Origin of the sequence: Kitasatospora sp. NPDC056783 (assembly GCF_042789895.1) — a bacterium.
Lineage (GTDB): Bacteria > Actinomycetota > Actinomycetes > Streptomycetales > Streptomycetaceae > Kitasatospora.
The window spans coordinates 1-21,660 of the sequence record NZ_JBHUAF010000061.1; the positions used below are offsets into that span (position 1 = coordinate 1).

General features: G+C 74.9%; 18 protein-coding genes, 2 rRNA genes and 1 pseudogene. 10 read left to right on the forward strand and 11 right to left on the reverse strand.

Annotated elements, in window-relative coordinates:
• Together ACFRMQ_RS12335 and rrf are read left to right on the forward strand one after the other, a co-directional pair.
• Positions 1 to 93, forward strand: a 23S ribosomal RNA gene (locus ACFRMQ_RS12335); the annotation flags it as partial.
• A gap of 80 nt (positions 94 to 173) precedes the next feature.
• A 5S ribosomal RNA gene (gene rrf / locus ACFRMQ_RS12340) occupies positions 174 to 290 on the forward strand.
• Between the two features lie 69 nt (positions 291 to 359).
• On the opposite strand, the gene ACFRMQ_RS12345 is transcribed toward rrf, so the two are convergent.
• The 5 genes and pseudogenes from ACFRMQ_RS12345 to ACFRMQ_RS12365 all read right to left on the reverse strand — a co-directional run bounded on the left by ACFRMQ_RS12345 (position 360) and on the right by ACFRMQ_RS12365 (position 5,809).
• Complete coding sequence (locus tag ACFRMQ_RS12345; protein ID WP_380729841.1) at positions 360 to 1,133, reverse strand: CPBP family intramembrane glutamic endopeptidase; 774 nt, start codon at positions 1,131 to 1,133, stop codon at positions 360 to 362.
• Positions 1,134 to 1,251: 118 nt separating this feature from the next.
• Complete coding sequence (gene pcp / locus ACFRMQ_RS12350) at positions 1,252 to 1,935, reverse strand: pyroglutamyl-peptidase I (RefSeq protein WP_380729897.1); 684 nt, start codon at positions 1,933 to 1,935, stop codon at positions 1,252 to 1,254.
• 115 nt (positions 1,936 to 2,050) lie between these two features.
• Positions 2,051 to 3,230, reverse strand: a pseudogene (locus tag ACFRMQ_RS12355) (alpha-hydroxy-acid oxidizing protein).
• Positions 3,231 to 3,377: 147 nt separating this feature from the next.
• Complete coding sequence (locus ACFRMQ_RS12360) at positions 3,378 to 4,592, reverse strand: MFS transporter (protein WP_380729843.1); 1,215 nt, start codon at positions 4,590 to 4,592, stop codon at positions 3,378 to 3,380.
• Positions 4,593 to 4,807: 215 nt separating this feature from the next.
• Positions 4,808 to 5,809: a GlxA family transcriptional regulator gene (locus ACFRMQ_RS12365; protein ID WP_380729845.1), complete on the reverse strand. Its 1,002-nt coding sequence runs from the start codon at positions 5,807 to 5,809 to the stop codon at positions 4,808 to 4,810.
• A gap of 104 nt (positions 5,810 to 5,913) precedes the next feature.
• Here ACFRMQ_RS12365 and ACFRMQ_RS12370 point away from each other — a divergent pair, with 104 nt between their 5' ends.
• From ACFRMQ_RS12370 to ACFRMQ_RS12395, 6 genes are all read left to right on the forward strand, one after another.
• On the forward strand, positions 5,914 to 6,555 hold the full coding sequence (locus tag ACFRMQ_RS12370; RefSeq protein WP_380729847.1) for an HD domain-containing protein: 642 nt from the start codon (positions 5,914 to 5,916) through the stop codon (positions 6,553 to 6,555).
• A gap of 123 nt (positions 6,556 to 6,678) precedes the next feature.
• Entirely contained in the window at positions 6,679 to 8,148 is a 1,470-nt protein-coding gene (locus tag ACFRMQ_RS12375; RefSeq protein ID WP_380729849.1) for a DUF2079 domain-containing protein, read from the forward strand.
• 96 nt (positions 8,149 to 8,244) lie between these two features.
• Positions 8,245 to 8,703 carry a GntR family transcriptional regulator gene (locus ACFRMQ_RS12380; protein WP_380729851.1) on the forward strand — a complete coding sequence of 153 codons (459 nt, stop codon included), beginning with the start codon at positions 8,245 to 8,247 and terminating at the stop codon, positions 8,701 to 8,703.
• Positions 8,704 to 8,733: 30 nt separating this feature from the next.
• Positions 8,734 to 9,681, forward strand: a complete 948-nt coding sequence (locus ACFRMQ_RS12385) for an ABC transporter ATP-binding protein (RefSeq protein WP_380729853.1) — start codon at positions 8,734 to 8,736, stop codon at positions 9,679 to 9,681.
• Complete coding sequence (locus ACFRMQ_RS12390; protein ID WP_380729855.1) at positions 9,678 to 10,676, forward strand: hypothetical protein; 999 nt, start codon at positions 9,678 to 9,680, stop codon at positions 10,674 to 10,676. Before ACFRMQ_RS12385 ends, ACFRMQ_RS12390 begins: the two co-directional genes overlap by 4 nt.
• A gap of 227 nt (positions 10,677 to 10,903) precedes the next feature.
• Positions 10,904 to 13,189, forward strand: a complete 2,286-nt coding sequence (locus ACFRMQ_RS12395) for a DEAD/DEAH box helicase (protein ID WP_380729857.1) — start codon at positions 10,904 to 10,906, stop codon at positions 13,187 to 13,189.
• Here ACFRMQ_RS12395 and ACFRMQ_RS12400 read toward each other — a convergent pair.
• The 5 genes from ACFRMQ_RS12400 to ACFRMQ_RS12420 form a co-directional block, all read right to left on the reverse strand.
• Positions 13,162 to 13,818, reverse strand: coding sequence for a response regulator (locus ACFRMQ_RS12400; protein ID WP_380729859.1), 657 nt, complete (start codon positions 13,816 to 13,818; stop codon positions 13,162 to 13,164). The genes ACFRMQ_RS12395 and ACFRMQ_RS12400 overlap by 28 nt on opposite strands.
• Positions 13,806 to 15,107, reverse strand: coding sequence for a sensor domain-containing protein (locus ACFRMQ_RS12405; protein ID WP_380729861.1), 1,302 nt, complete (start codon positions 15,105 to 15,107; stop codon positions 13,806 to 13,808). Before ACFRMQ_RS12405 ends, ACFRMQ_RS12400 begins: the two co-directional genes overlap by 13 nt.
• Before the next feature lie 165 nt (positions 15,108 to 15,272).
• Positions 15,273 to 16,025: an FAD:protein FMN transferase gene (locus ACFRMQ_RS12410; RefSeq protein WP_380729899.1), complete on the reverse strand. Its 753-nt coding sequence runs from the start codon at positions 16,023 to 16,025 to the stop codon at positions 15,273 to 15,275.
• Positions 16,026 to 16,056: 31 nt separating this feature from the next.
• On the reverse strand, positions 16,057 to 16,575 hold the full coding sequence (locus ACFRMQ_RS12415) for an FMN-binding protein (RefSeq protein WP_380729863.1): 519 nt from the start codon (positions 16,573 to 16,575) through the stop codon (positions 16,057 to 16,059).
• Positions 16,576 to 16,616: 41 nt separating this feature from the next.
• On the reverse strand, positions 16,617 to 17,996 hold the full coding sequence (locus ACFRMQ_RS12420) for a ferric reductase-like transmembrane domain-containing protein (RefSeq protein ID WP_380729866.1): 1,380 nt from the start codon (positions 17,994 to 17,996) through the stop codon (positions 16,617 to 16,619).
• 227 nt (positions 17,997 to 18,223) lie between these two features.
• Here ACFRMQ_RS12420 and ACFRMQ_RS12425 point away from each other — a divergent pair, with 227 nt between their 5' ends.
• Complete coding sequence (locus ACFRMQ_RS12425; protein WP_380729868.1) at positions 18,224 to 18,940, forward strand: response regulator transcription factor; 717 nt, start codon at positions 18,224 to 18,226, stop codon at positions 18,938 to 18,940.
• Positions 18,937 to 20,397, forward strand: coding sequence for a sensor histidine kinase (locus ACFRMQ_RS12430; protein WP_380729870.1), 1,461 nt, complete (start codon positions 18,937 to 18,939; stop codon positions 20,395 to 20,397). Before ACFRMQ_RS12425 ends, ACFRMQ_RS12430 begins: the two co-directional genes overlap by 4 nt.
• Here the strand turns inward: ACFRMQ_RS12430 and ACFRMQ_RS12435 are convergent.
• Positions 20,378 to 21,520 carry a GlxA family transcriptional regulator gene (locus tag ACFRMQ_RS12435; RefSeq protein WP_380729872.1) on the reverse strand — a complete coding sequence of 381 codons (1,143 nt, stop codon included), beginning with the start codon at positions 21,518 to 21,520 and terminating at the stop codon, positions 20,378 to 20,380. The genes ACFRMQ_RS12430 and ACFRMQ_RS12435 overlap by 20 nt on opposite strands.
• Between the last annotated feature and the right edge of the window lie 140 nt (positions 21,521 to 21,660).

Consider the following 21,660-nt stretch of genomic DNA (forward strand, 5'->3'; position numbering starts at 1 on the left):
GGCTCCCAGTAGACGACTGGGTTGATAGGCCGGATATGGAAGCCCTGTGAGGGGTGGAGTTGACCGGTACTAATAGGCCGAGGGCTTGTCCTCAGTTGCTCGCGTCCACTGTGTTGTTCTGAAACAACGACCCGCCTGATTATTCGGGTGTGCGGTTGACAGTTTCATAGTGTTTCGGTGGTCATAGCGTGAGGGAAACGCCCGGTTACATTCCGAACCCGGAAGCTAAGCCTCACAGCGCCGATGGTACTGCAGGGGGGACCCTGTGGGAGAGTAGGACGCCGCCGAACAATTATTGTGAATGAACCCCCATCCGGTTTCCGGATGGGGGTTCTTCGCGTTTCCGGGGCATTTCCGGCCTATGGCTGGAGAGGAGCGCCGCCGGCCGGCTCGGGCTCCGGCTCCGGCGTCGGCGCGTGCCGCACGTGACGGTGCAGCAGTACGAGGCCCAGCGCGAGGTTGACCACGATGTCGAGCACCTGTAGCCAGTCCGGGGTCCGGCCGGGCGAGTAGATCTGCAGGTAGTCCGCCAGGGCGTGGACCAGGACCAGTGGCCAGATGCTTCCGATGACGAGGCGCGCCCCGGCGAGGCAGAAGCCGAACAGGCCTGCCGACAGCACCTGCCACTGGGTGTTGTCCCAGGACGCCCCGAAGAACAGGTAGTTGTCCAGGTGTTCCACTCCGAACAGCACCGTGCTCAGCACCACCGCGCGCACCGCGCCCAGCGGCTGTGCGACCTCGAGGATCAGCGCGCGGTAGCCCAACTCCTCGCTGAGGCCGACGCCGAGGGTGAGTGCCACCCCGCCGATCAGCGTCGGCGCGTCACCGGTGAGACCGGGCAGCGCCGCGAGGCCGGACACCACCACGAGCGGTAGCAGGACCGGCCAGCGGGCGAGCCGGCCCCACGTCGTCACGCCCGCGGCCTGCGTCAGCCCCCAGGCCCGCAGCAGCGCCAACATCACCGCGGCGGCCACCAGGTTGACCACCGTCGGACCCAACTGCGGGAACCAGTGCGGTGTCAGCGGCGGCAGCAGTTTCGCCACCAGCACCACCACGCCCTGCCACCCCACCGCGAGTTCCACCGCCCCGAGCGCCGGCCTCCGGCGTACGTGCTCTCCCCACCGTGTCACCATGCGGCGAGCATAGGGCAGTCGCCGTACTTCGGAGGCTTCGTCGACAAGGTCATCGGAGACGAAGTCCCCCGCAGTGAGCCGAAGTTGAGCACGCGGGGACGAGGAGGTCGGGCGGCGGTCAGCCGCCGCGGCGGGGCAGCCAGGCTCGTCGGCGCGGTGCGGCCACCGGGCCGGCGGTCGGCGGATGGAGGGTGGCGACGGCGCTGCGGATCAGGATGCGTACCCCCTCGGCCGCGGTCTCGGCCGACATCGACGTGCTCCGCTCCCGGTCGGCGGTCTGGCTCGGCAGGTACGGCAGTTGCGCGAACCCGCCGTGCAGTTCCGGGCGTTCGGTGGCGATCAGGTGTGCCAGCCCGTAGAAGACGTGGTTGCCGACGTGGGTGCCCGCGGTGTGCGAGACGGTCGCGGGGATGCCGGCCTGCTGGATCGCCTCCACGCAGGCCTTGACCGGAAGGGAGGAGAAGTACGCGGCCGGGCCGTCCGGCACGACCGGCTGGTCCACCGGCTGGTTGCCCGTCCGGTCGGGGGCCCGGACGGCGTCGTCGAGGTTGATCGCGACCCGCTCGACCGTGAGGTCGGGGCGGTTGCCCCCCTGGCCCGTGGCGATGACCAGGTCCGGTTCGAACCGGGCCACCGCCCGGCGCAGTTCGGTGACGGAGTCGCCGAACACCCAGGGCAACTCGGCGAACTCCAGGGCCACTCCGGCCGGCGGACCGGCGACGACCAGCCGGCCCGCCTCCAGGGACGAGTTGAGGGGATCTCGGCCGAATGGTTCGAAGGCGGTCAGCAGGACGCGGATGATGGCGGACCTCCCAGCGCAGGTGGACGTACGGACCCGATTTGTGCGTTCGAGCGTAGGGCCGTCCCGAATGTCCCGGCAAGGCCCGCTTGTTGCCGGGGGGTTCGTCAACGGGATGTCAGGTCCGGCGCAGCGCGCCGTCCGCGCGCAGGGAGTCGAGGGTCGGATAGCCGTCCACGGCCATCAGGAGGTCTGCCTCGGCGAGCAGGGAGCGCAGCACGTGCACGATCCCGTCGGTGCCCTCCAGGGCCAGGCCGTAGGCGTAGGGGCGGCCGACGCCGACGGCGGTGGCGCCGAGGGCGAGGGCCTTGACGACGTCGGCGCCGGAGCGGATGCCGGAGTCGAAGAGGACCGGCAGGCCGTCGGCGGCCTCGACCACGTCGGGGAGCAGGTCGAGGGCGGCCAGACCGCCGTTGGCCTGGCGGCCGCCGTGGTTGGAGCAGTAGACGCCGTCGACGCCGCCGTCCCTGGCACGGCGGACGTCCTCGGGGTGGCCGATGCCCTTGAGGAGGATCGGCAGGTCGGTGAGCGAGCGCAGCCAGGGCAGGTCGTCCCAGGTCAGTGGGTTGCCGAAGATACCGACCCATTCCAGGACGGCCGCCCGGGGGGCCTCCTCGGGGACTTTGGCGAGGCGGGCGCGGAACACCGGGTCGGAGGTGTAGTTGGCCAGGCAGTGGCCGCGCAGCTGGGGGAAGTTGGCGGTGGCCAGGTCGCGCGGGCGCCAGCCGGTGACCCAGGTGTCCAGGGTGACGACGATGCCCCGGTAGCCCGCGGCCTCGGCCCGGTGCACCAGGCTCTCGGCCAGTGCCCGGTCGGTGGGGGTGTAGAGCTGGAAGAAGCCGGGGGTTTCGCCGAATTCGGCGGCCACCCGCTCCAGCGGATCGACGGTCAGGGTGGAGGCGACCATCGGCACTCCGGTCCGGGCGGCGGCCCGGGCGGTGGCCAGGTCTCCGTGGCCGTCCTGCGCGCACAGGCCGATGACCCCGATCGGCGCCATGAACAGCGGGGTGGGGAGCCTCAGGCCGAACAGGTCCACGGAGAGGTCCCGGGTGCTCGCGCCGACCATCATCCGGGGCACCAGGCCCCACCCGCTCGAAGGCGGCGACGTTCGCCCGCTGGGTGGACTCGTCGCCGGCCCCGCCCGCGACGTAGGAGAGGACCGGGGCGGCCAGCGCCGCGCTCGCCCGCGCCTCCAGTTCGGCGAAGGTCATCGGCATCGTGGGCAGGACGCCGCCGAGCCCGTTCAGGTAGATCTCGTTCTGGTAGTCGCCGAGCCGTCCGTGGAACGCCGGGTCCATCCGCTCGCCGTCCTTCCGTCCTCGGCCGCCCGGGACCGTCCCGGCCGGGTCTGTTCGCCCGCCCTGCCGTGAGGCCGGATGGACGGGCGGCACCCCGGCATTCTCACCGTGTGCGGAGCGAAGGACCAGGGGCCGGGGTCAGGACGGTCACGGCGACGGCTCGGGACGGACCCGGTGGCCGTACCGGCCGACGGCGGCTGCGGCGAGCAGGGCGACCGCTCCGCCGAGCAGCATGACGGTGCCGGGGGAGGAGTGGTCCACCACCAGGCCGCCGGTCAGCGCGCCGATCGAGAGGCCGGCCTGGAACACGGAGGTGAACACCACGCCGGCGGCCTCCGGAGCGTGCGGGGCCGCGGCGAGGAACCAGCTGAGCGAGCAGACCGGGACGGCGCCGTACGCCAGGCCCCAGAGCGTCAGCAGGACGGCGGCGCCCGGCGTGTCGGTGCCCAGCGGCGGCAGCAGCAGGGCCGCGCAGGCGAGCAGGACGGCGGCGGTGCCGAACACCGGCCGCAGTGCCCTTGCCACCCGGCCACCGGCCAGGACGTTGCCGAGCAGTCCGGCGGCGCCGTAGACCAGCAGCAGGCCGGTGAGCAGGCGGTCGCCGGCGTGGGTGGTGGAGGCGAGGAAGGGGGCGACGTAGGTGTAGCTGCCGAAGTGGGCCGGCACGATCAGGAGGGTCACCGCGATGCCGGTGCGGGTGCCCCGGGCAGCGAGCAGTCCGCGCAGCACGCCCAGGCCGGTGGTGGTGAGCGGGGGCAGCGGCGGCAGTGAGCGCAGCAGGGCGGCCAGGGCGAGCAGGGTCAGCCCGGCCATCGAGAGGAAAGCCGCCCGCCAGCCCGCCACCGAGCCGAGGAACACGCCCGTCGGTACCCCGAGCACCGAACCCAGCGGGACGGCGCAGAAGATCACCGTGTGGGCTCGGGCCTGCCGGTCCTCCGGGACGAGACGCGGGGCGAGCCCGGAGCCGATCGACCAGAACGCCCCGATGACCAGCCCGAGCGCGATCCGGGCGGTCAGCACCGCCCAGTAGGCGGGGGCGAAAGCGTTGAGCAGGTCCGCCAGGGTCAGGACCAGCATCAGCGCGCAGAGCATGGTCCGCCGGTCCGCGCGCCTGGTGGCGACGGTCACCACGGGCGCGGCGACGGCGGCGACGATGCCGGGCAGGGTCATCATCAGCCCGGCCGTACCGGCGGAGATCCGGAAGGTGGCGCCGATCGGGGTCAGCAGGCCGATCGGCAGGATCTCGGTGGTGACGATGGAGAAGACGCCCGTCGTGACGGCGAGGACGGCGAGCGGTCCGCCGTCCCGGGCCGGGGTCCTCGGGGCGGGCGGAGCGGAGCGCGGGGTGGTGCCGGTCGGCATGCCGGGGTCCTGTCGGTCGGTGCTGGGTTCGTCCCGAAGTCCACCAGGCCGACCGGGGGTTGGGCTGGCGCGAATCCGACGTCAACGCTTCCGCGGGGTCGGCGGGTCGGCGGGTCGGCGGGTCGGCGGGCCACAGGGGGCGGCGGTCCCTCGGCATCCCGTATCGGACACCGGCGGTGGCCTCGGCGGACGGAACCGGTGGTGCCGATGGCTCGTCACATGTCGGCGTCGGCGTCGGCGTCGGCGTCGGCGTCGGTGTCGGCGCCGCTGGTGGTCGCGAAGCGGTTGCGGTAGTCGGTGGGCGTCGTGCCCAACTGCCGGGCGAAGGCGCGGCGCAGGGTCTCGTCGCTGCCCAGGCCGCTGAGCCGGGCGGCGGCGGTGACGCCGTGGCCGTCGAGGAGAAGCTGCCGGGCGCGGTCGAGGCGGACGCGCTCGACCCAGCGGGCCGGGGTGGTGTGCAGCTCGGCCTGGAACAGCCGGGCCAGGTGGCGGGTGCTGACGGCGGCGGTGGCGGCCATCGCGGGCAGGCTGTGGTCGGCGGCGGGGTCGGCGAGGACGGCGTCGGTGAGGGCGCGCAGTGGGCCGCTCCGGGCGGGCGGGGTGGCGAGGGCGGTGGAGAACTGCGACTGGCCGCCCGGGCGCTGCATGAAGACGACCAACTCGCGGGCGATGGCGCGGGCGGCCTCGGCACCGTGGTCGTGCTCGACCAGGGCGAGGGCGAGGTCGATGCCCGCGCTGATCCCGGCACTGGTGTGGTACCGGCCGTCCCGGATGTGCAGGGCGTCGGGTTCGACCCGTACCCCGGGGTGACGGAGCGCGAGGGCGGCGGCGTGGCGCCAGTGGGTGGTGGCGCGGCGTCCGTCGAGCAGTCCCAGGGCGGCGAGCACGAAGGCGCCGCTGCACACCGAGGCGACCCGGCGGGCCCGTCCGGCGAGGCTCTCCGCGGCGGCGAGCAGGTGGTCGTCGGGGCTCCGGGCGGCCAGGTGGTCGGCTCCGGCGACGACCAGGGTGCCGAGGCGGTCCGGGAGGTCGCGCGGGGCGGCGGTGTCGGCCAGGGCCACGCCGTTGGAGGTGGTGACGGTGCCGCCGCCGGGGGAGACCAGGACGGTCCCGTACCGGTGGCCGAGCCGTCCGGCCTGGTGGAAGACCTCCAGCGGACCGCTGACGTCGAGCAGCGTCACCCCGTCGAACACGAGGAAGGCGACCTGGTGCGTCATGTCCGAATCCGAGGTCCGGCTGTCCGTACCGACATGGCGGCAGCCTACGCCCGAGGGCGAGGGTGGAGGGAATCGGCCGAACGGCCCCCGGAAGCGGAGGAACCATGACGAACGAGACGATCGCGGGCGTGCGCGTCCCGGACAGCACCCTGGCCCGGGAGGCGACCGAACTGGTGCGGGAGGCGGCCTCGCCCCTGCTGTTCGACCACTCACGCCGGGTGTTCCTGTTCGGGGCGCTGCGCGGCGCCGAGCAGGGGCTGGAGTTCGACCCGGAGCTGCTGTACGTGGGCGCGATGTTCCACGACCTCGGCCTCACCGGGCGCTTCGCCCGGACCGACCAGCGCTTCGAGATCGACGGCGCCGACGAGGCCCGCCGCTTCCTGGTCGCCCACGGCATCGCCGGGGAGCCGGCCGAGAGGGTCTGGACCGCCATCGCCCTGCACACGACCCCGGAGATCCCGTTGCGCATGGCGCCGGAGATCGCCCTGGTCACCCGGGGGGTGGAGCTGGACGTGCTGGGGATCGGCTACCACGCGGTCCCCGCCGCGCGGCGGGAGGCCGTGGTGGCGGCCCATCCGCGGCCGGACTTCAAGAACCGCATCCTGGCCGCGTTCACCGAGGGGGTCAGGGACCGCCCGGAGACGACCTTCGGCAACGTCAAGGCGGACGTGCTCGCGCACTTCGTGCCCGGCTTCGAGCGCGGTGACTTCGTGGAGGTGATCAAGGGCTCCGACTGGGCGGAGTGAGGGGGCGTCGCGCGCCTCGGAGGGCAGCCCGAAGGCCCGGTCGGCGTCGCCCGGCCGGGTTTGACGGGTGCTCGGACTTCCACCACCCTTCCACTAATCGAATAGTGAAAGGGTACTTTGCCGATGGTCACGTCCGTCTCCCCGCCCCGAATCCGTTCGAGCGCGGCCCGCCGCCCGGCCGCTCTCCCGGCCGCGCGGCCCCTCGCCCCCCGCGTCGCCGGGTCCGCCCGCCGGCCCGCCGTGCTCGCCTGGGGGCTGGCCGCCGCGTTCGCCGCGCTCTACGCCTGCGTCGCCGTCAACCGGTACCGGCGCGGCCTCAGCAAGGCCTACGACCTGGGGATCTTCGAGCAGGCCGTCCGGGCGTACGCACACGGCCAGGCGCCGATCGTGCCGCTCAAGGGGCCCGGCTACCACCTGCTGGGTGACCACTTCCACCCGCTGATCGCGCTCCTCGCCCCCGCCTACCGGGCCTTCCCGAGCGCGCTCACCCTGGTCCTCGCCCAGGCGCTGCTGATGGCGTCGGCCGTCGTCCCGCTGACCCGCTGGGCCCACGAGGCGGCCGGACCGAAGGCGGCGCTGGTCGTCGGCTGCGCCACCGGGGCCTCCTGGGGGATCGTCCGGGCGGCGGCCGACGACTTCCACGAGATCGCCTTCGCCGTGCCGCTGCTCGCGTTCGCGGCCACCGCGCTCGGCCGTCGCCGACCGCTCGCCGCGGCGCTCTGGTCGCTGCCGCTGGTGCTGGTCAAGGAGGACCTGGGCCTGACGGTGGCAGCCGTCGGTGTCCTGATCGCCTGGCAGGCCCGGCGGGAACGGCGGCGCAGCCCGCTGCCCGGGCTCGCCCTCGCCGCCTTCGGCCTCACCGCGACGGTGCTCACCGTGCTGGTCGTGCTGCCGGCCTTCAACCCGGGCGGGGGTTTCGACTACTGGCGGCAGCTGGACGGCGGCGGGCAGCCCTCGCCCTGGGGGCTGCCGCTGCGGCTGGGGTGGCCGCCGGTCAAGTGGCTGCTGCTGCTCCTGCTCGCCGCGACCGCCGGCTTCGTCGGCGTGCGCTCGCCGCTCTTCCTGCTCGCCGTGCCCACCCTCGCCTGGCGGCTCTTCTCGACCAACTCGCACTACTGGGGCGTCAGTTACCACTACAGCGCGGTGCTGATGCCGGTCGCGCTGGCGGCCCTGGTCGACGTGCTGCGGCGTTCCGACGTCCGACGGGTCCGCCGTGCGCTCGCCGTCAGCGCCCTGGTGACGGCGGTGACGCTGCCGCTCTACCCGCTGCACGAGGTGGTGATGCCGGAGGCGTGGCGCACCTCGCCCCGGCTCACCGAGACCCGGGCGCTGCTCCACCGGATACCCGACGGCGCCACCGTCGCCGCCTCCAACCGGCTGGCGGCCCAGCTCGCCGGCCGGGCGGAGGTCACCCTGGTGTGTCAGCGGCCGGTGGGCCCCGGGCCGCAGTGGGTGGCCGTCGACCTGCGCGATCCCAGTGTGCAGTCCCCGTGCGCGACCGCCGACACGGCGCGGATGCTGGCCGTCTACCGGGATCGGGGCTACCGGCCGCTGGTCGACCGGGACGGCCTGCTGCTGCTCCAGCGGCCCTGAGCGCTTCGAGCGGGGACACTCCTCGGGCCCGGCTTGACCGACGCGTCGCGGTGGGCCACTATTCCGCTATTGAACTAGTGAAAGGCCGAATCGCGGGTGATCGAGTACCGCATCGAGCGGCGCAGTGGCGTCTCCACGTACCAGCAGATCGTGCAGCAGACCAAGCAAGCCCTGCGGCTCGGGCTGCTCCAGCCCGGGGACAAACTGCCGACCGCCCGGGAGGTGGTCGAGCTGACCGCGATCAACCCCAACACCGTGCTGAAGGCCTACCGCGAACTCGAACGCGAAGGGCTGGTCGAGCCCCGCCCGGGGCTCGGCACCTTCGTCCGGCGTTCGCTCGCCCGGCCGGGGGCGGCGGCGGACGGGCCGCTGCGCGCGGGCCTGGTCGCCTGGGTGGACCAGGCCCGTGAGGCCGGGCTGGAGCGCGAGGACATCGCCGCGCTGATGGCCTCCGTCCTGGAGCAGCGCTTCGACACCGGGGTCTCCGGCTCCGGGGCCCCGGGCTCGGGGGCTCCGGGCTCCAGGGCTTCCGACTCCGCGGCAACACCGAACTGAGAACAGTGGGGGGACCGGGTGGACGACCCGATGACCGACCGGGTGGACGACCCGACGACCCTGGCGCCCGCGTCGGCGCCCGCGTCGGCGTCGAATCCGGACCCGGGCGCGGCGCTGGTGGCCGCGGGCCTGGGCAGGAAGTACCGCGGAGGCTGGGCCCTGCGCGACTGTGACGTCACCGTCCCGGCGGGGCGGATCTGTGGCGTGGTGGGCCCCAACGGGGCCGGCAAGAGCACCCTGCTCTCCCTCGCCGCCGGTCAACTCAAGCCCACCGAAGGGCAGTTGATGGTGCTCGGCGCCGCAGCCGGTGCGCCCGAGCTGCGCGCCCGGGTCGCCTACGTGCCGCAGGACAAGCCGCTGTACCCGGGCCTCACCGTCGCCGAGACGCTGCGGATGGGCCGCGAGCTCAACCCGATCTGGGACGAGCACCTGGTCCAGCAGGTCATCGACCAGGGCGAGTTGAACCCCAAAGCGCGGATCGGCTCGCTCTCCGGCGGCCAACGGACCCGGGTCTGCCTCGCCCTCGCCCTCGGCAAGCTCCCCGACCTGCTGCTCCTCGACGAGCCGATGGCCGACCTCGACCCGCTCGCCCGGCACCAGCTGATGGGCACCCTGATGTCGGCCGCCGCCGAGCGCGGCACCAGCATCGTGCTGTCCTCGCACATCCTCCCCGAACTGGACGGCGTCATCGACCACCTGCTCCTCATCCAGCGCGGACGCGTCCGGCTGGCCGGCGACCTGGAGGAGATCCTCGACGGGCACCACCTGGTCACCGGGCCGACCGCCGAGGGCGCCGCCCTCGCCGCCGAGTCGGTGGTCGAGACGCGGACCAGCGGACGCCGGACCATCGCGCTGGTCCGCGCCCCCGAACCACCGGACGGACCGTGGGAGAGCGAACGGCCGAGCCTGGAGGACCTGCTGCTCGGCTACCTCCGGGCGCCCGCCGCCCCGGAGCAGCGGAACGGGGTGGCCGCGTGAGCGCGACCCTCCTGACCGATCGCGCCACCGCTCCGGCCGCCCCCGCGCGGCCCGGACTGCGCGGGCTGTTCTGGCTGGTGCTCCGGCAGAACCGCCTGCTGCTGCGGACGCTGGGCGCCCTGCTGGCCCTCGCGATGGCCGGCCTCCTCTGGATCCACGTCACCAGCAGCGACATCGTGGACGTCCTGGAACGGACCGGCTGCTGGAGTCCCGAGTCCTGGAACAGCAGGTACTGCTGGAACCTCGTCGAGCCGATCGACCGCCCGGTCTCCTGGTACACCGACGTCTTCCAGCCCGCCGTCACCCTCCTCCCGCTGCTGATCGGCGTGTTCGTCGGCGCCCCGCTGCTGGCCCAGGAGTACGAACGCGGCACCATCCGGCTGATCCGCGCGCAGTCCGTCGGCCCGCTGCGCTGGCTGGCCGTCCGCCTCGCCGTCCCCGGCATCGCCGTCCTGGCCCTCAGCGGAGTGCTCGCCACGCTGATGACCTGGGTGTGGTGGACCGACATCGTGCACGGGCCGGCCGCCTTCGACCCGCCGTTCCAGGCGTTCACCTACCCGGTCCTCGGCCTCGCCCCGATCGCCTGGTCCCTGTTCGCACTGGTCCTCGGCGTCCTGGTCGGCCAGGTCGTCCGCCGCACCGTGCCCGCGATGTTCCTCACCGGCGCCCTCATGGGCGTCGCCCACGGCCTCGTCATCTGGGCCCGCCCCTCCTTCTACCCGGCGGTGGACCGGGTCGCCGCCGTGGGCATCCCGCAGCCGACCAACGCCTGGAGCCTCGGCCGCGGCATCATCCTGCCGGACGGCACCCGCGTCAGCACCGACAACTGCCTCTTCTCCTCCGACGGCAACCCCGGCTGCGCCGACGCCGTCGCCTCCTGGGCCCGCTACCACCCCGCCGACCACCTCGTCCCCATCCAGCTCGTCGAGGCCGGCATCCTCCTGTCGCTCGCGCTGCTGCTGCTCGTCGCGGTCTTCCGTCGCATCCGGGCCTGACGCCCCGCAGCGCCGGCCCGGCCGACGCGACAGCCACCGTCACCACCCCGTCCCCCCGGCACCGCCGGGGGGACTTCGGCGTGTCCGGCCTCCGCCGAGCCGACGACGGGGCCCGGAGAGGGACGCGACTCCGCGGGGGCCGTCGGGCCGTCGACGGCCGGGCCGTCGGGTCGGCGGGTGGATGGAATCATGGGGGTTCGGGTACGGAGCGGGACGGGAGCTGGGTGGTGGGGGAGCGGCGGCGGGATGGGCGGCGGCCCGGGGTGGTCCTCGCCGAGGCGGAGGAGCTGCGGGCGGCGGCCGGGGCGGTGGTGGCGGACCACCGGGCGGTGGTCGAGCAGGCGCGGCTGGCGTACGTGGAGCTGCGGGACGGGCTGGTGCGGGAGGAACTCGGCGCCATCGCGGTGGGCCGGCTGCGGGACGTGACGGAGGGGCGGCTGCGGGTCGGGGCGTTGGAGGCGGCCGGGCTGGGGACGGTGCGGCAGGTGGCGGAGGCCTCCCCGTACGCGCTCCAGCTGATTCCGGGCGTCGGGGCGCAGACGGCCGCGCAGGCCCTCGCCGCCGCCGCGCAGATCACCCGGGCCGTCGAGCAGAGCGTGGCGGTGCGGCTGGACGTCGAGCGCCGGGACGAGGCGAGCACCGCGCTGGTCGTCGCGCTCCAGCGGCTGGTGGCCGCCGGGCCGCAGGCGCGGTGGGCCAGGGAGACTGCGGAGCGGGTCCGGGCGGAGGTCGAGCCGTTGGTCGCGGACGCCGGGCCGGCCCGCGGGGTGTGGCGGGGGCTGTTCGCCGGGCGGGAGCGGCGGGCGCGGGCGCGGGCGGCGGTGGAGCGGCTGGAGGAGGTGCTGGCGGAGTCCGGGGCGCGGCGGGTCCCGGTGTTGCTGGCGCAGGCCTCGGTCGACCTGCTGCGCCCGCCGGTGGACCCGGTCGAGGCGTGGACGGACTTCGAGCTCCGTTCGGCGGACTACTACGGCGTGCTCGGCGGGATCGCCGGGGAGGCCGGGGCCGAACTCGGCGCCGCCGAGGGGTTCCTGCCGGAGGCGCTGTCGGACCGGGTCCGGGCCGAGCCGCTGGACGACTCCCACTGCCGGGTCTCGCTGCGCGGCTACCAGGCGTTCGGGGCGCGCTTCGCGCTGGCCCAGAAGCGGGTGATCATCGGCGACGAGATGGGCCTCGGCAAGACGGTGCAGGCGATCGCCGTGCTGGCGCACCTGCGGGCGCGCGGGAGCACCCACTTCCTGGTGGTCTGCCCGGCCAGTGTCCTGATCAACTGGACCCGGGAGATCGGGGCGCGCAGCACCCTGCGGGCGTACCGGGTGCACGGCCCGGAGCGGGAGGCCGCGCTCGCCGAGTGGCTCCGGGAGGGCGGGGTCGCGGTGGTGACCTTCGACGGGCTGCGCCGGCTGGAGGCGGCGGAGGTCGCGCCGTCGGCCGCGGTCGGCCTGCTCGTGGTGGACGAGGCGCACTTCGTCAAGAACCGTGCCGCGCGGCGCTCGCAGGCGGTGGCGGCCTGGGCGGATCGGGTGGAGCGGGTGCTGTTCCTCACCGGGACGCCGATGGAGAACCGGGTGGAGGAGTTCCGCGCCCTGGTGCGGTACCTCCAGCCCGAGCTGGTGCCGCGGATCGGGTACGGTCCGGCGGTCGCCGGGCCGGCGGCCTTCCGCAAGGTGGTGGCCCCGGCGTACCTGCGCCGCAACCAGCGGGACGTGCTCACCGAGTTGCCCGAGGTCGTGCACGTGGACGAGTGGGAGGAGTTCTCGCCCGCCGACCTCGCCGCCTACCGCGCGGCCGTCGCGGCGGGCAACTTCCCGGCGATGCGCCGGGCCGGGTACGCGCGGCCGGAGGAGTCGGCCAAGCTGAGGCGGCTGCTGGAGATCGTCCGGGAGGCGGCGGACGGCGGGCGGAAGGTGGTGGTCTTCTCGTTCTTCCGCGATGTCCTGGCGGCCGTCCACGTCGCCTTGGAGCGGCGGGCGTTCGGGCCGATCGACGGTTCCGTGGATTCGGTGCGGCGGCAGTCGGTGGTGGACGAGTTCAGCGCCGCGCTCGGGCACGCGGTGCTGCTGTGCCAGATCCAGGCCGGGGGTGTGGGGCTGAACATCCAGGCGGCCTCGGTGGTGATCCTCTGCGAGCCGCAGGTCAAGCCGACCCTGGAGGAACAGGCGATAGCGCGCTCCCGCCGGATGGGGCAGGTCCGGCGGGTGCGGGTGCACCGGCTGCTGGCGGCGGACAGCGTGGACCAGCGGATGCTGGACCTGCTGCGGGTGAAGGGACGGCTGTTCGACGACTACGCGCGGCGCAGCGAGGTGGCGGAGTCGACCCCGGAGGCGGTGGACGTGTCGGAGCAGTCGTTGGCGGCGCTGATCGTCGAGGAGGAGCAACTGCGGCTGGTGGCCTCGGCGGACGGTCGGGCGGCGCGGGAGGACGGCCCGGTGGAGGCGGAGGACGGCCCGGTGGAGGCGGAGGACGGATCGGCGGTAGAGGAGGACGGTCAGTCGTCCGCCAGTGCGCGCAGGTAGGTGAGGACGGCGCGCACCCGGCGGTGGCCGGTGTCGGGGGTGGGCATGCCGAGCTTGCCGAAGATGCTGCCGATGTGCTTGTTCACCGAACTCTCGGCGAGGAAGAGCAGCCGGGCGATGGTCGGGTTGTTGTGGCCCTCGGCCATCAGGGCGAGCACCTCGCGTTCGCGCGGGGTGAGGGCGGCCAGCGGATCGGGTCCGGCGTGGTGGGCCATCAGCTGGGAGATGACCTCGGGGTCCATCGCGGTGCCGCCCTCGGCGACGCGGGCCAGTGCCTGGAGGAACTCCTCGGCGCGGCCGACCCGGTCCTTGAGCAGGTAGCCGACGCCGGTGGCGCTCTGGGCCAACAGCTCGGCGGCGTAGGCGCGTTCGACGTACTGGGAGAGGATGAGGACGGGCAGCGCGGGTATCCGGCGACGGGCCTCGACGGCGGCGCGCAGTCCCTCGTCGCGGAAGTCCGGCGGCAGCCGGACGTCGACCACGGCGACATCGGGGCGGTGGTCGAGCAGGGCGGGCAACAGGTCGTCACCGTGTTCGACGGTCGCGCACACCTCGTGGCCCTCGCTGTTCAGCAGCAGGACCAGCCCCTCGCGGAGCAGGGCGTTGTCCTCGGCGATCAGGACCCGCACGGGACCTCCACCTCCAGTACGGTCGGGCCCCCGGGAGGGCTGGACAGGCGGGTGCTCCCGTCGAACGCGGCGACCCGTCGGCGCAGGCCGGGCAGCCCGCTGCCGGCGCCCTCGACGGCGCCGCCCCGGCCGTCGTCCTCGACCCGGACGGCGATGGCCCCGGCGGTGATCCGCAGCCGGACCAGGGCGCGGCGGGCGCCGCTGTGCCGGGCGACGTTGGCGAGTGCCTCGGAGACCACGAAGTAGGCCGCGGCCTCGGCGGCGGCCGGGGCGCGGGGCGGGGGCCCGGCCGGGGGCGGGGCGTCGAGCTCCACCCGGGTGGGCACGGCGCAGCGGTCGGCGAGCGAGCGGACGGCCTCGGCGAGGCCGCGGTCGGCGAGCAGCGGAGGGTGGATGCCGCGGACCAGGGCGCGCAGCGACTCCAGGGCCTGTTCGGCGACGATCTGGGTGGAGTCGACCAACTCCGCTGCCTGTTCGGGTCGTTGGTCGAGGGCCCGGCGGATCATGCCGAGCCGGAGTGAGACGGCCACCAGGTTGGCCTGGGCGCCGTCGTGCAGGTCCCGTTCGATCCGGCGCAGTTCGGCGGCGTGGGCGTCCAGCGCCTCGGACCGGGTGGTGGTGAGCTCCTGGACGCGCCGGGCGAGCGAGGTGCGGGGCCGGGCGACGAGCAGCCGGCGGGAGACCCGGGCGTGCAGGTCGGCGATCGGGGCCAGCGTGGCCAGGGCGAGTGCGGCGTAGCCGATCCCGTAGGCCGCCGCGGCGGCCGACATCGGCCAGGAGTCGACGGTCAGCAGGATGATCTTCCCGCGCTCGTCCGGCAGAAGCTGCCACCAGATCGGCGCCGTCAGCCAGTTGACGGCGTGGCTGCACAGGGTGAGGGCGGCGCCCGCCAGGGCCGTCCCGGCGGTGCCGTGGGCGAGCAGCCAGAGCAGGTCCTTGCGGTCGGCCGGGTCGCGCAGGGACGCCCGGCCGCCGTACGGGGTGCGCGGCCGGTCGCCGCCCAGTCGGCGGCCGACCCGCCGCCGCTGGAACTCGGCGCAGTGGCGCAGCAGTCGCAGGGCGTGCGGGAGGAGCGGCAGGCCGATGCCGACCAGGCAGAGGGCGAGGACGGCGAGCAGGAGGCAGAGTCCGACCAGCGCGGCCAGGCCGGTGGCGAGACCGAGGATGAGGTAGCCGGCGGCGGCGGGGGAACGGCGCACCGCGGACCGGGCGAGGGAGCGCAGGCCCGACCGGGCGGCGGACCGGGCGCTGGACCAGGCCGTGGCCGTGGCGATTCCTGGCGCCCGCACGATGGTTCAGTGCCTCCGAGCCCGGTCCGACTTTTCGATCACCCTAACACCGGTCCTGGAGCGGGCCGTTGCCCGGAGCCCTCCCCCGGCAGCGGGGGCACTTCCACAATGGGGCCGTCGATCGCCGAGGTGGGACGCGACGGGCCGGGCCGGGGACGGGAGCGCTCAGCGGACGGCGGCCCGCCAGTCCGCCGGTCCGCTGGCCGGGAGGTGTCCGGGCAGCCCCGGCGTCCAGCGTTTGGAGCCGTCCGGCAGCACGGCCAGGGCCTCGACGCCGGCCCGGCGGGCGGCCCAGGCGAGGGCTCGGTCCGGGCCCATGGCGAAGGCGGCGGTGGCCCAGGCGTCGGTGCGGGCGATGCCGGTGCCCGGTGCGCCGACCAGGGTGAGCGAGGCCAGGCCGTCGGCCGGGCGGCCGGTGTGGGGGTCGAGGATGTGCGCGCCGCGCTCGGCCGTGCCCGAGGTGGCGACGGCGAGGTCGTGGCCGGCCAGGACGGCGGCCAGCAGGCCGGGCCGGCGCGGGTCGGCGACGCCGATCCGCCACGGTCCGCCGGCGGTTTGCACGTCCCCGCCGCCGCTGACGCAGTACTGCCGGGCGCCGGAGGATCGCAGCAGCGCGGCCGCCCGCTCGACGGCCCAGCCCTTGACCCAGCCGCTGGGGTCGAGCCGGCCGCCGGGCCGCTCGGTGAAGTACCCGTCGGTCTCGGCGGCCACCTCACGGCAGGCCGCCAGGACGGCGGGGACCTCCGGAGCGCAGTCGGCCAGGGCGAGTTCGCCCCGGTCGAGGCGGCTGATGTCGCTGTCCGCCCGGTAGGTGGAGAACACCGCGTCGATCCGGTGCAGCCGCTCGGCGATCCGTTCCAGCACGGCCGGGGTGTCCGGGCCCGGGTCGCGCACGGTGACCGAGAAGACCGTCCCCATCACGGGCTCGGCGTGGCGGAGCACGGCGACCTCAGCCCTTGGCCCGGTCGAGGGCGCTCTGCAGTGAGCGGACGTAGCCGTCGCTGGTGTACGTCGCGCCGCTGACCACGTCGATCCGGGCGCTCTGGGCGGATATCGCCTCCTGGTTGAGGACCGGCAGCGCGGAACCGTTGATCTCGCGGTCGCGCCGCTCGGAGTTGGGGTACTTGACCACGTCCACGGCGGTGATCCGGCTCCCCGTCAGGGTGACCTGGACCTGGACCGGGCCGTAACGGGTGTTGACGGTGTTGCCGCTGACCGTACGGGTGGCGCCCGAGGCGGCGGCGGGGGCGGACGGGGCCGGGGAGGCGCCGGTGCCCGCCGACGGCTGCGAGACATCGGACCCGGACCCGGCGGCGGACCCGGCGGCGGGCCCGGAACCGGCGGCGGAGCCGGAGCCCGGGCCCGAGCCGATCACCGGCGTGGGCCCGGCCGCCTCGTGCGGCTTGAGGGACAGCAGCAGCACCACCCCGGCCGCGGTGGCGGCGCTGGTGACGACGGCTCGGCGCATGGAAATCGACGCTCCTCAGGTGTTCGGTGAGCCGGACCGGCTCAGAACGAAAAGCTCTCGTGGTGGATGCGGCCGGGCCGCACCCCCGCCGCCCGCAGCGCCCGCACGGCCTCCTCGGCCAGGGCGTCCGGGCCGCACAGGTACACCTCGTGCTCGGCGAGGTCCGGGACGAGCCGGGCCAGCGCGGCCCCGAGCTCACCGACCTGCTCCCGGGAGCCGAGCAGTTCGTGCACCGCCGCGCCGCGCCGCCGGGCGACCTCGGCCAGCTCCGTGCGGAACAGCACGTCCTGCGGCCGCCTGGCCCGCTGGACCAGGGTCAGCTCACCCGGCAGCGTCTCGAACAGGGCGCGCAGCGGGGTGATCCCGACCCCCGCGCCGAGCAGCAGCACCCGGCGTCGACGCAGCCGCCGCCCGGTGAACGCCCCGTACGGGCCCTCGGCGCGCACCCTGGTCCCCGGGCGCAGGGCGGCCACGGCGGCGCTGTGCCCGCCGAGGTCCTTGACGGTGAAGCGAAGGAAGCGGGGGTGCGGCGGCGCGGACAGCGAGTACGGGTTGGCGGCCCAGCGCAGCCCGGGCGCCTGGAACTGGAGCCGGAAGAACTGGCCCGGCTCGGCGCCCAGCTCGTCCAGCCGCCGGCCGGTCAGGAACAGCGACACCACGCCGGGGCCTTCCGGCCGTACCTCGGCGACCTCCAGACGGTGCCGCCGGTCGAGCAGCCAGGGCCGGATCAGCCGGAACCAGCCGAGCAGCGCCGCCGTGCCGAAGTAGAGCGCGTACCAGGCGGCCTGGCCGGGGCCGCCCGCCAGGTCGGCGCCGGTGACCAGCTGGTGGGAGAAGGCCAGCGCGATCGCGAGGTAGGTCGCCAGGTGCAGGTAGTACCAGGTCTCGTAGGCGAGCCGGCGGCGGGCGATCCGGGCGGAGACCGCGCCGGTGCCGAACAGCAGGAGGGTGCCCAGGGTGGCCTTGATCATCTCGGGGTAGTGGAAGACCAGCTCCACGCCCTCGCCGACCAGCCCGCGTCCGTCGGTCAGGGCGTAGCCCCAGGTGACCGTCAGTACGTGCACCGCGACCAGGGCCACCGTCCAGCGCCCGCCGAAGGCGTGCCAGCGGGCCAGCCGGTCCGCGCCGACCCCGCGCTCCACGGGCGGCATCCGGGCCATCAGCAGGATCAGCACGGGCGCGGCGTACCCGGCCAGCAGCCCGGTGATCCGGCTCGCGCCGGTCAGCCAGCCGGCCGCACCCACCACCGAGGGGGTGCCCTTCCACCAGAGCGCGAGCACGCCGAGGGCGCCCGCCGCGATCAGGGCCAGGGCCGCGCGCGGGTCCAGGGCGAGCGGCGCGCGCGGCGCCGCCCGGTGTCCGGGGCGGTCGGGTGCCGCCCGGTGCCCGGGCCGCGACGTCGGTGCGGCGGCAGTGCTCATCGGGAACCTCCTCAGCGCCCGGCGGCGAGTGCCGCCGAGGCCGCCCACGATCGCACCGCAAGCTCTGAGTCGGCTCTGAGCCCGCCCCGCCCCGGTGATCATTCGAGGCGCCATCGTCGCAGGTCAAAGCCGATACAGCGGTCCACGAACCGGTTCCCGAGGTCTCACCGGTTTCTCATCGGGAGCGACCAGGATGAACAATGCCCGCACCGACCCGAGGGAGATCCATGGACGACACCGCCGACCGCGCGCAGTGGCGGGTCCTGGTCGTCGACGACGAGCCGGACCTGGTCGAGGTGGTCTGCGGGGCCGTCCGCTACGAGGGCTGGCAGGCGCGCGGCGCGACCACCGGCCTGGCCGCCGTCGAGACCGCCGCGGCCTGGCGCCCGCACGCCGTGGTGCTCGACGTGATGCTGCCCGACCTCGACGGCCTGGAGGTCCTGCGGCGCGTCCACGCCGAGCGGCCCGAGGTGCGGGTGCTCTTCCTCACCGCCCGGGACGCCGTCGAGGAACGGATCGCGGGCATCGCGGCCGGCGGCGACGACTACGTGACCAAGCCGTTCAGCCTGGCCGAGGTGGTCGTCCGGCTGCGCGGCCTGCTGCGCCGCGCCGCCCCGCCCGCCGCGACCCGGCAGCCGCCCCCGCACGCCCTGGTGCTCGGCGACCTCGTCCTGGACGAGCGGGCCCGCGAGGTCACCCGGGGCGGGGAGACGATCGAGCTCAGCCCGACCGAGTACGCGCTGCTCGCCCACCTGCTGCGCCACCCCCGGCAGGTGCTCAGCAAGGCGCAGATCCTGGACGCCGTCTGGTCGTACGACTTCGGCGGACAGGCGCACATCGTGGAGCTGTACATCAGCTACCTGCGCAAGAAGGTGGACGCCGGCCGCAGTCCGATGATCCACACGGTGCGCGGCGCCGGGTACCTGATCAAGGCCGCGCCGTGAGGCTCCGCGTCCCGCGCGCCCGGCTGGTGCCCCGCACCCTGCGCGCCCGGCTGATCGCGGGCCTGCTGGTGCTGCTCGTCGTCACCTGCGCCGCCGTCGGCTTCGCGACCACCGCTGCGCTGCGCCACTTCCTGGTCGACCGCCTGGACCAGCAACTCGCCGAGTCCGGCGGCCGCTACGCCGCGAGCCTGGAGCACACCGGGCAGGGCGCCGGCCCCGACACCCGGGCCCAGACCCCCGGCACCCTCGGGGTACGGCTGCTGGCCGGGAAGGTCACCGCCGCGGGCGTGGTCGACGGGGACGCCGACGACGTGGACGACCCCGGCGACGAGGACGACCGGGTCGCCTTCACCCCCGCCCAGCAGGACGCGCTGGCCGCGCTGCCCGTCGACGGACCGGCCCGTGCTCTCGACCTCGGCCGGACCCTGGGCCGCTACCGGGTCCGCGCGGTCGCCGGACGGGACGGCGACGTGCTGGTCAGCGGCCTGCCGCTGCGCCCGGCCGAGGACACCGTCGACCGGCTGGAGACCCTGGAACTCACCGTCTTCGCGATCGCCGTCGCCGCGGCCGGCACGGCCGGGGCCGTCTGGGTCGGCTTCTCGCTGCGCCCGCTGCGGCGGGTGGTGGGCATGGCCGAGCGGGTCAGCGCGCTGCCGCTCGCCAGCGGCGAGGTGATGCTCGCCGAGCGCGTACCGGACGACGACCCGCGCACCGAGGTCGGCCGGGTCGGCGCCGCGCTCAACCGGATGCTCGGGCACGTCGGCGACGCGCTGGCCCGTCGTCACGCGGTGGAGGAGCGGCTGCGCGGCTTCGCCGCCGACGCCAGCCACGAGCTGCGCACACCGGTCGCGGCGGTCCGCGGCCACGCCGAGCTGGCGCTGCGCCACCCCGGGCCGGTCCCGGAGCCGGTGCGGCACTCGCTGGAGCGGATCGACGCCGAGGCGGTGCGGATGGGGGCGATCGTCGAGGACCTGCTGCTGCTCGCCCGCCTGGACGCCGGCCGCCCGCTGGCGGCGGAGGAGGTGGACCTGACCCGGATCGCCCTCAACGCGGTGGCCGACGCCCGCGCCGCCGGGCCGGAGCACCGCTGGCGGCTGGTGCTGCCCGAGGACCCGGTACTGGTGCGCGGCGACGAGCACCGGCTGAGCCAGGTGACGGCCAATCTGCTGGCCAACGCCCGGACCCACACCCCGCCCGGAACCGAGGTCGGCCTGAGCCTGCGACGGGTCGGCGGTCAGGTCGAGTTGGGCGTCTCGGACGACGGTCCGGGGATCGCGCCCGAGCTGCTCGACCGGGTCTTCGAGCGCTTCGTCCGGGGCGACCGGGCCCGCTCGCGCGCCACCGGCTCGACCGGGCTCGGCCTGGCGATCGTCCGGGCCGTCGTCCGGGCGCACGGCGGCACGGTGACGGTGGCCAGCCGGCCGGGCCGCACGGTGTTCACCGTCCGGCTGCCGTGACGGCGGCGGCGTCTCCGGTGACCGAGTCCTCGGCGGCCGCGTCTCCGGCGGTGGCCTCTCCGCCGGTGGCATCTCCGCCGGTGCGGAAGCGCTGCCGGTAGTCGGTCGGCGTGGTTCCCAGGCGGCGGCGGAAGGCGCGCACCAGGGTGTCGGTGGTGCCGAACCCGCAGGCGGTGGCGACGCGTTCGAGCGTCTCGTCGGTGGACTCCAGCCGGTGACGGGCGAGCTCGACCCGGGCGGACTCCACGTAGGCGCTCGGGGTGGTGCCCAGCTCCGTCTTGAAGATCCTGGTCAACTGCCGTTCGCTGACGTGGGCGTGGGCCGCGAGGTCCGGGACGGTGAGCCGCTCGGCGAGGTTGCGCAGGATGTGGTGGCGCAGCTCCTCGATCCGCCGGGTGGTCGAGACGGGCTCCAGCGGCACGCTGAACTGGCTCTGTCCGCTGGGGCGTTTGAGATACATGACGAGCTGACGGGCGACCTTCAGGGCCAGCTCCTCGCCGAAGTCCTCGGCGACCAGCGCGAGCGACAGGTCCAGGCAGGCGCTGATGCCCGCGCCCGTCCAGACCTCGCCCGACCGGATGAAGATCGGGTCCGCGTCGACCTCCACCTCCGGGTGATCGGCGGCGAGTTGGCCCGCCGTGGACCAGTGGGTGGTGGCGCGCCGCCCGTCCAGCAGTCCGGCGGCGGCGAGCAGGTGGGCGCCGACGCAGACACTGGCCACCCGGCGGGAGCGGGCGGCGAGCGCGCGGACCCGGGCGACCACCGCCGGGTCGGTGAGCGCGCGGACCCGGCGCTGGTCGTCCGTCTCGACCGAGCCGGGCACCAGCAGGGTGTCGATCCGGCTGCGGGCGGCCTCGCCCGGGAGGCCGTCGGAGGTGAGCTCGTCGAAGGTGACGTCGGGCAGAATCCGCACGCCGGCCGCGGTGGTGACCGGCGCCGAGGTCTCCGCGGCGAGGACGACCCGGTAGCCGGTCGCCTCACCGGTCTCCCGGCGGACCAGGGAGAACACCTCGGGCGGCCCGGTCACGTCGAGCAGGTCGACGCCCTCGAACAGGACGATGACGACCAGTCGTCGCGCGGCCGGCGGCCGTGCCTCCCGCGCCCCCACGGTCCGTGCCGGCATGGGCCCCTCCCTCGATGTCGGAATCTGCAGGTTAGACGACATTGCCGACACCGGAGCGCCGACCGTAGCGTTTCCGAGGCAGGCCGCACCGGGTGTGACCTGCGCGAATCCCGTATCCCACGCCCGACCGTGAAGGCGGT

Excerpts from the sequence above, each read along its gene's own strand:
- ACFRMQ_RS12345 (WP_380729841.1), bottom strand. The coding sequence starts at position 1,133 with ATGGTGACACGGTGGGGAGAGCACGTACGCCGGAGGCCGGCGCTCGGG.
- ACFRMQ_RS12360 (WP_380729843.1), bottom strand. The coding sequence starts at position 4,592 with ATGCCGACCGGCACCACCCCGCGCTCCGCTCCGCCCGCCCCGAGGACC.
- ACFRMQ_RS12365 (WP_380729845.1), bottom strand. The coding sequence starts at position 5,809 with ATGACGCACCAGGTCGCCTTCCTCGTGTTCGACGGGGTGACGCTGCTC.
- ACFRMQ_RS12370 (WP_380729847.1), top strand. The coding sequence starts at position 5,914 with ATGACGAACGAGACGATCGCGGGCGTGCGCGTCCCGGACAGCACCCTG.
- ACFRMQ_RS12375 (WP_380729849.1), top strand. The coding sequence starts at position 6,679 with ATGGTCACGTCCGTCTCCCCGCCCCGAATCCGTTCGAGCGCGGCCCGC.
- ACFRMQ_RS12385 (WP_380729853.1), top strand. The coding sequence starts at position 8,734 with ATGACCGACCGGGTGGACGACCCGACGACCCTGGCGCCCGCGTCGGCG.
- ACFRMQ_RS12410 (WP_380729899.1), bottom strand. The coding sequence starts at position 16,025 with ATGGGGACGGTCTTCTCGGTCACCGTGCGCGACCCGGGCCCGGACACC.
- ACFRMQ_RS12415 (WP_380729863.1), bottom strand. The coding sequence starts at position 16,575 with ATGCGCCGAGCCGTCGTCACCAGCGCCGCCACCGCGGCCGGGGTGGTG.
- ACFRMQ_RS12420 (WP_380729866.1), bottom strand. The coding sequence starts at position 17,996 with ATGAGCACTGCCGCCGCACCGACGTCGCGGCCCGGGCACCGGGCGGCA.
- ACFRMQ_RS12425 (WP_380729868.1), top strand. The coding sequence starts at position 18,224 with ATGGACGACACCGCCGACCGCGCGCAGTGGCGGGTCCTGGTCGTCGAC.
- ACFRMQ_RS12435 (WP_380729872.1), bottom strand. The coding sequence starts at position 21,520 with ATGCCGGCACGGACCGTGGGGGCGCGGGAGGCACGGCCGCCGGCCGCG.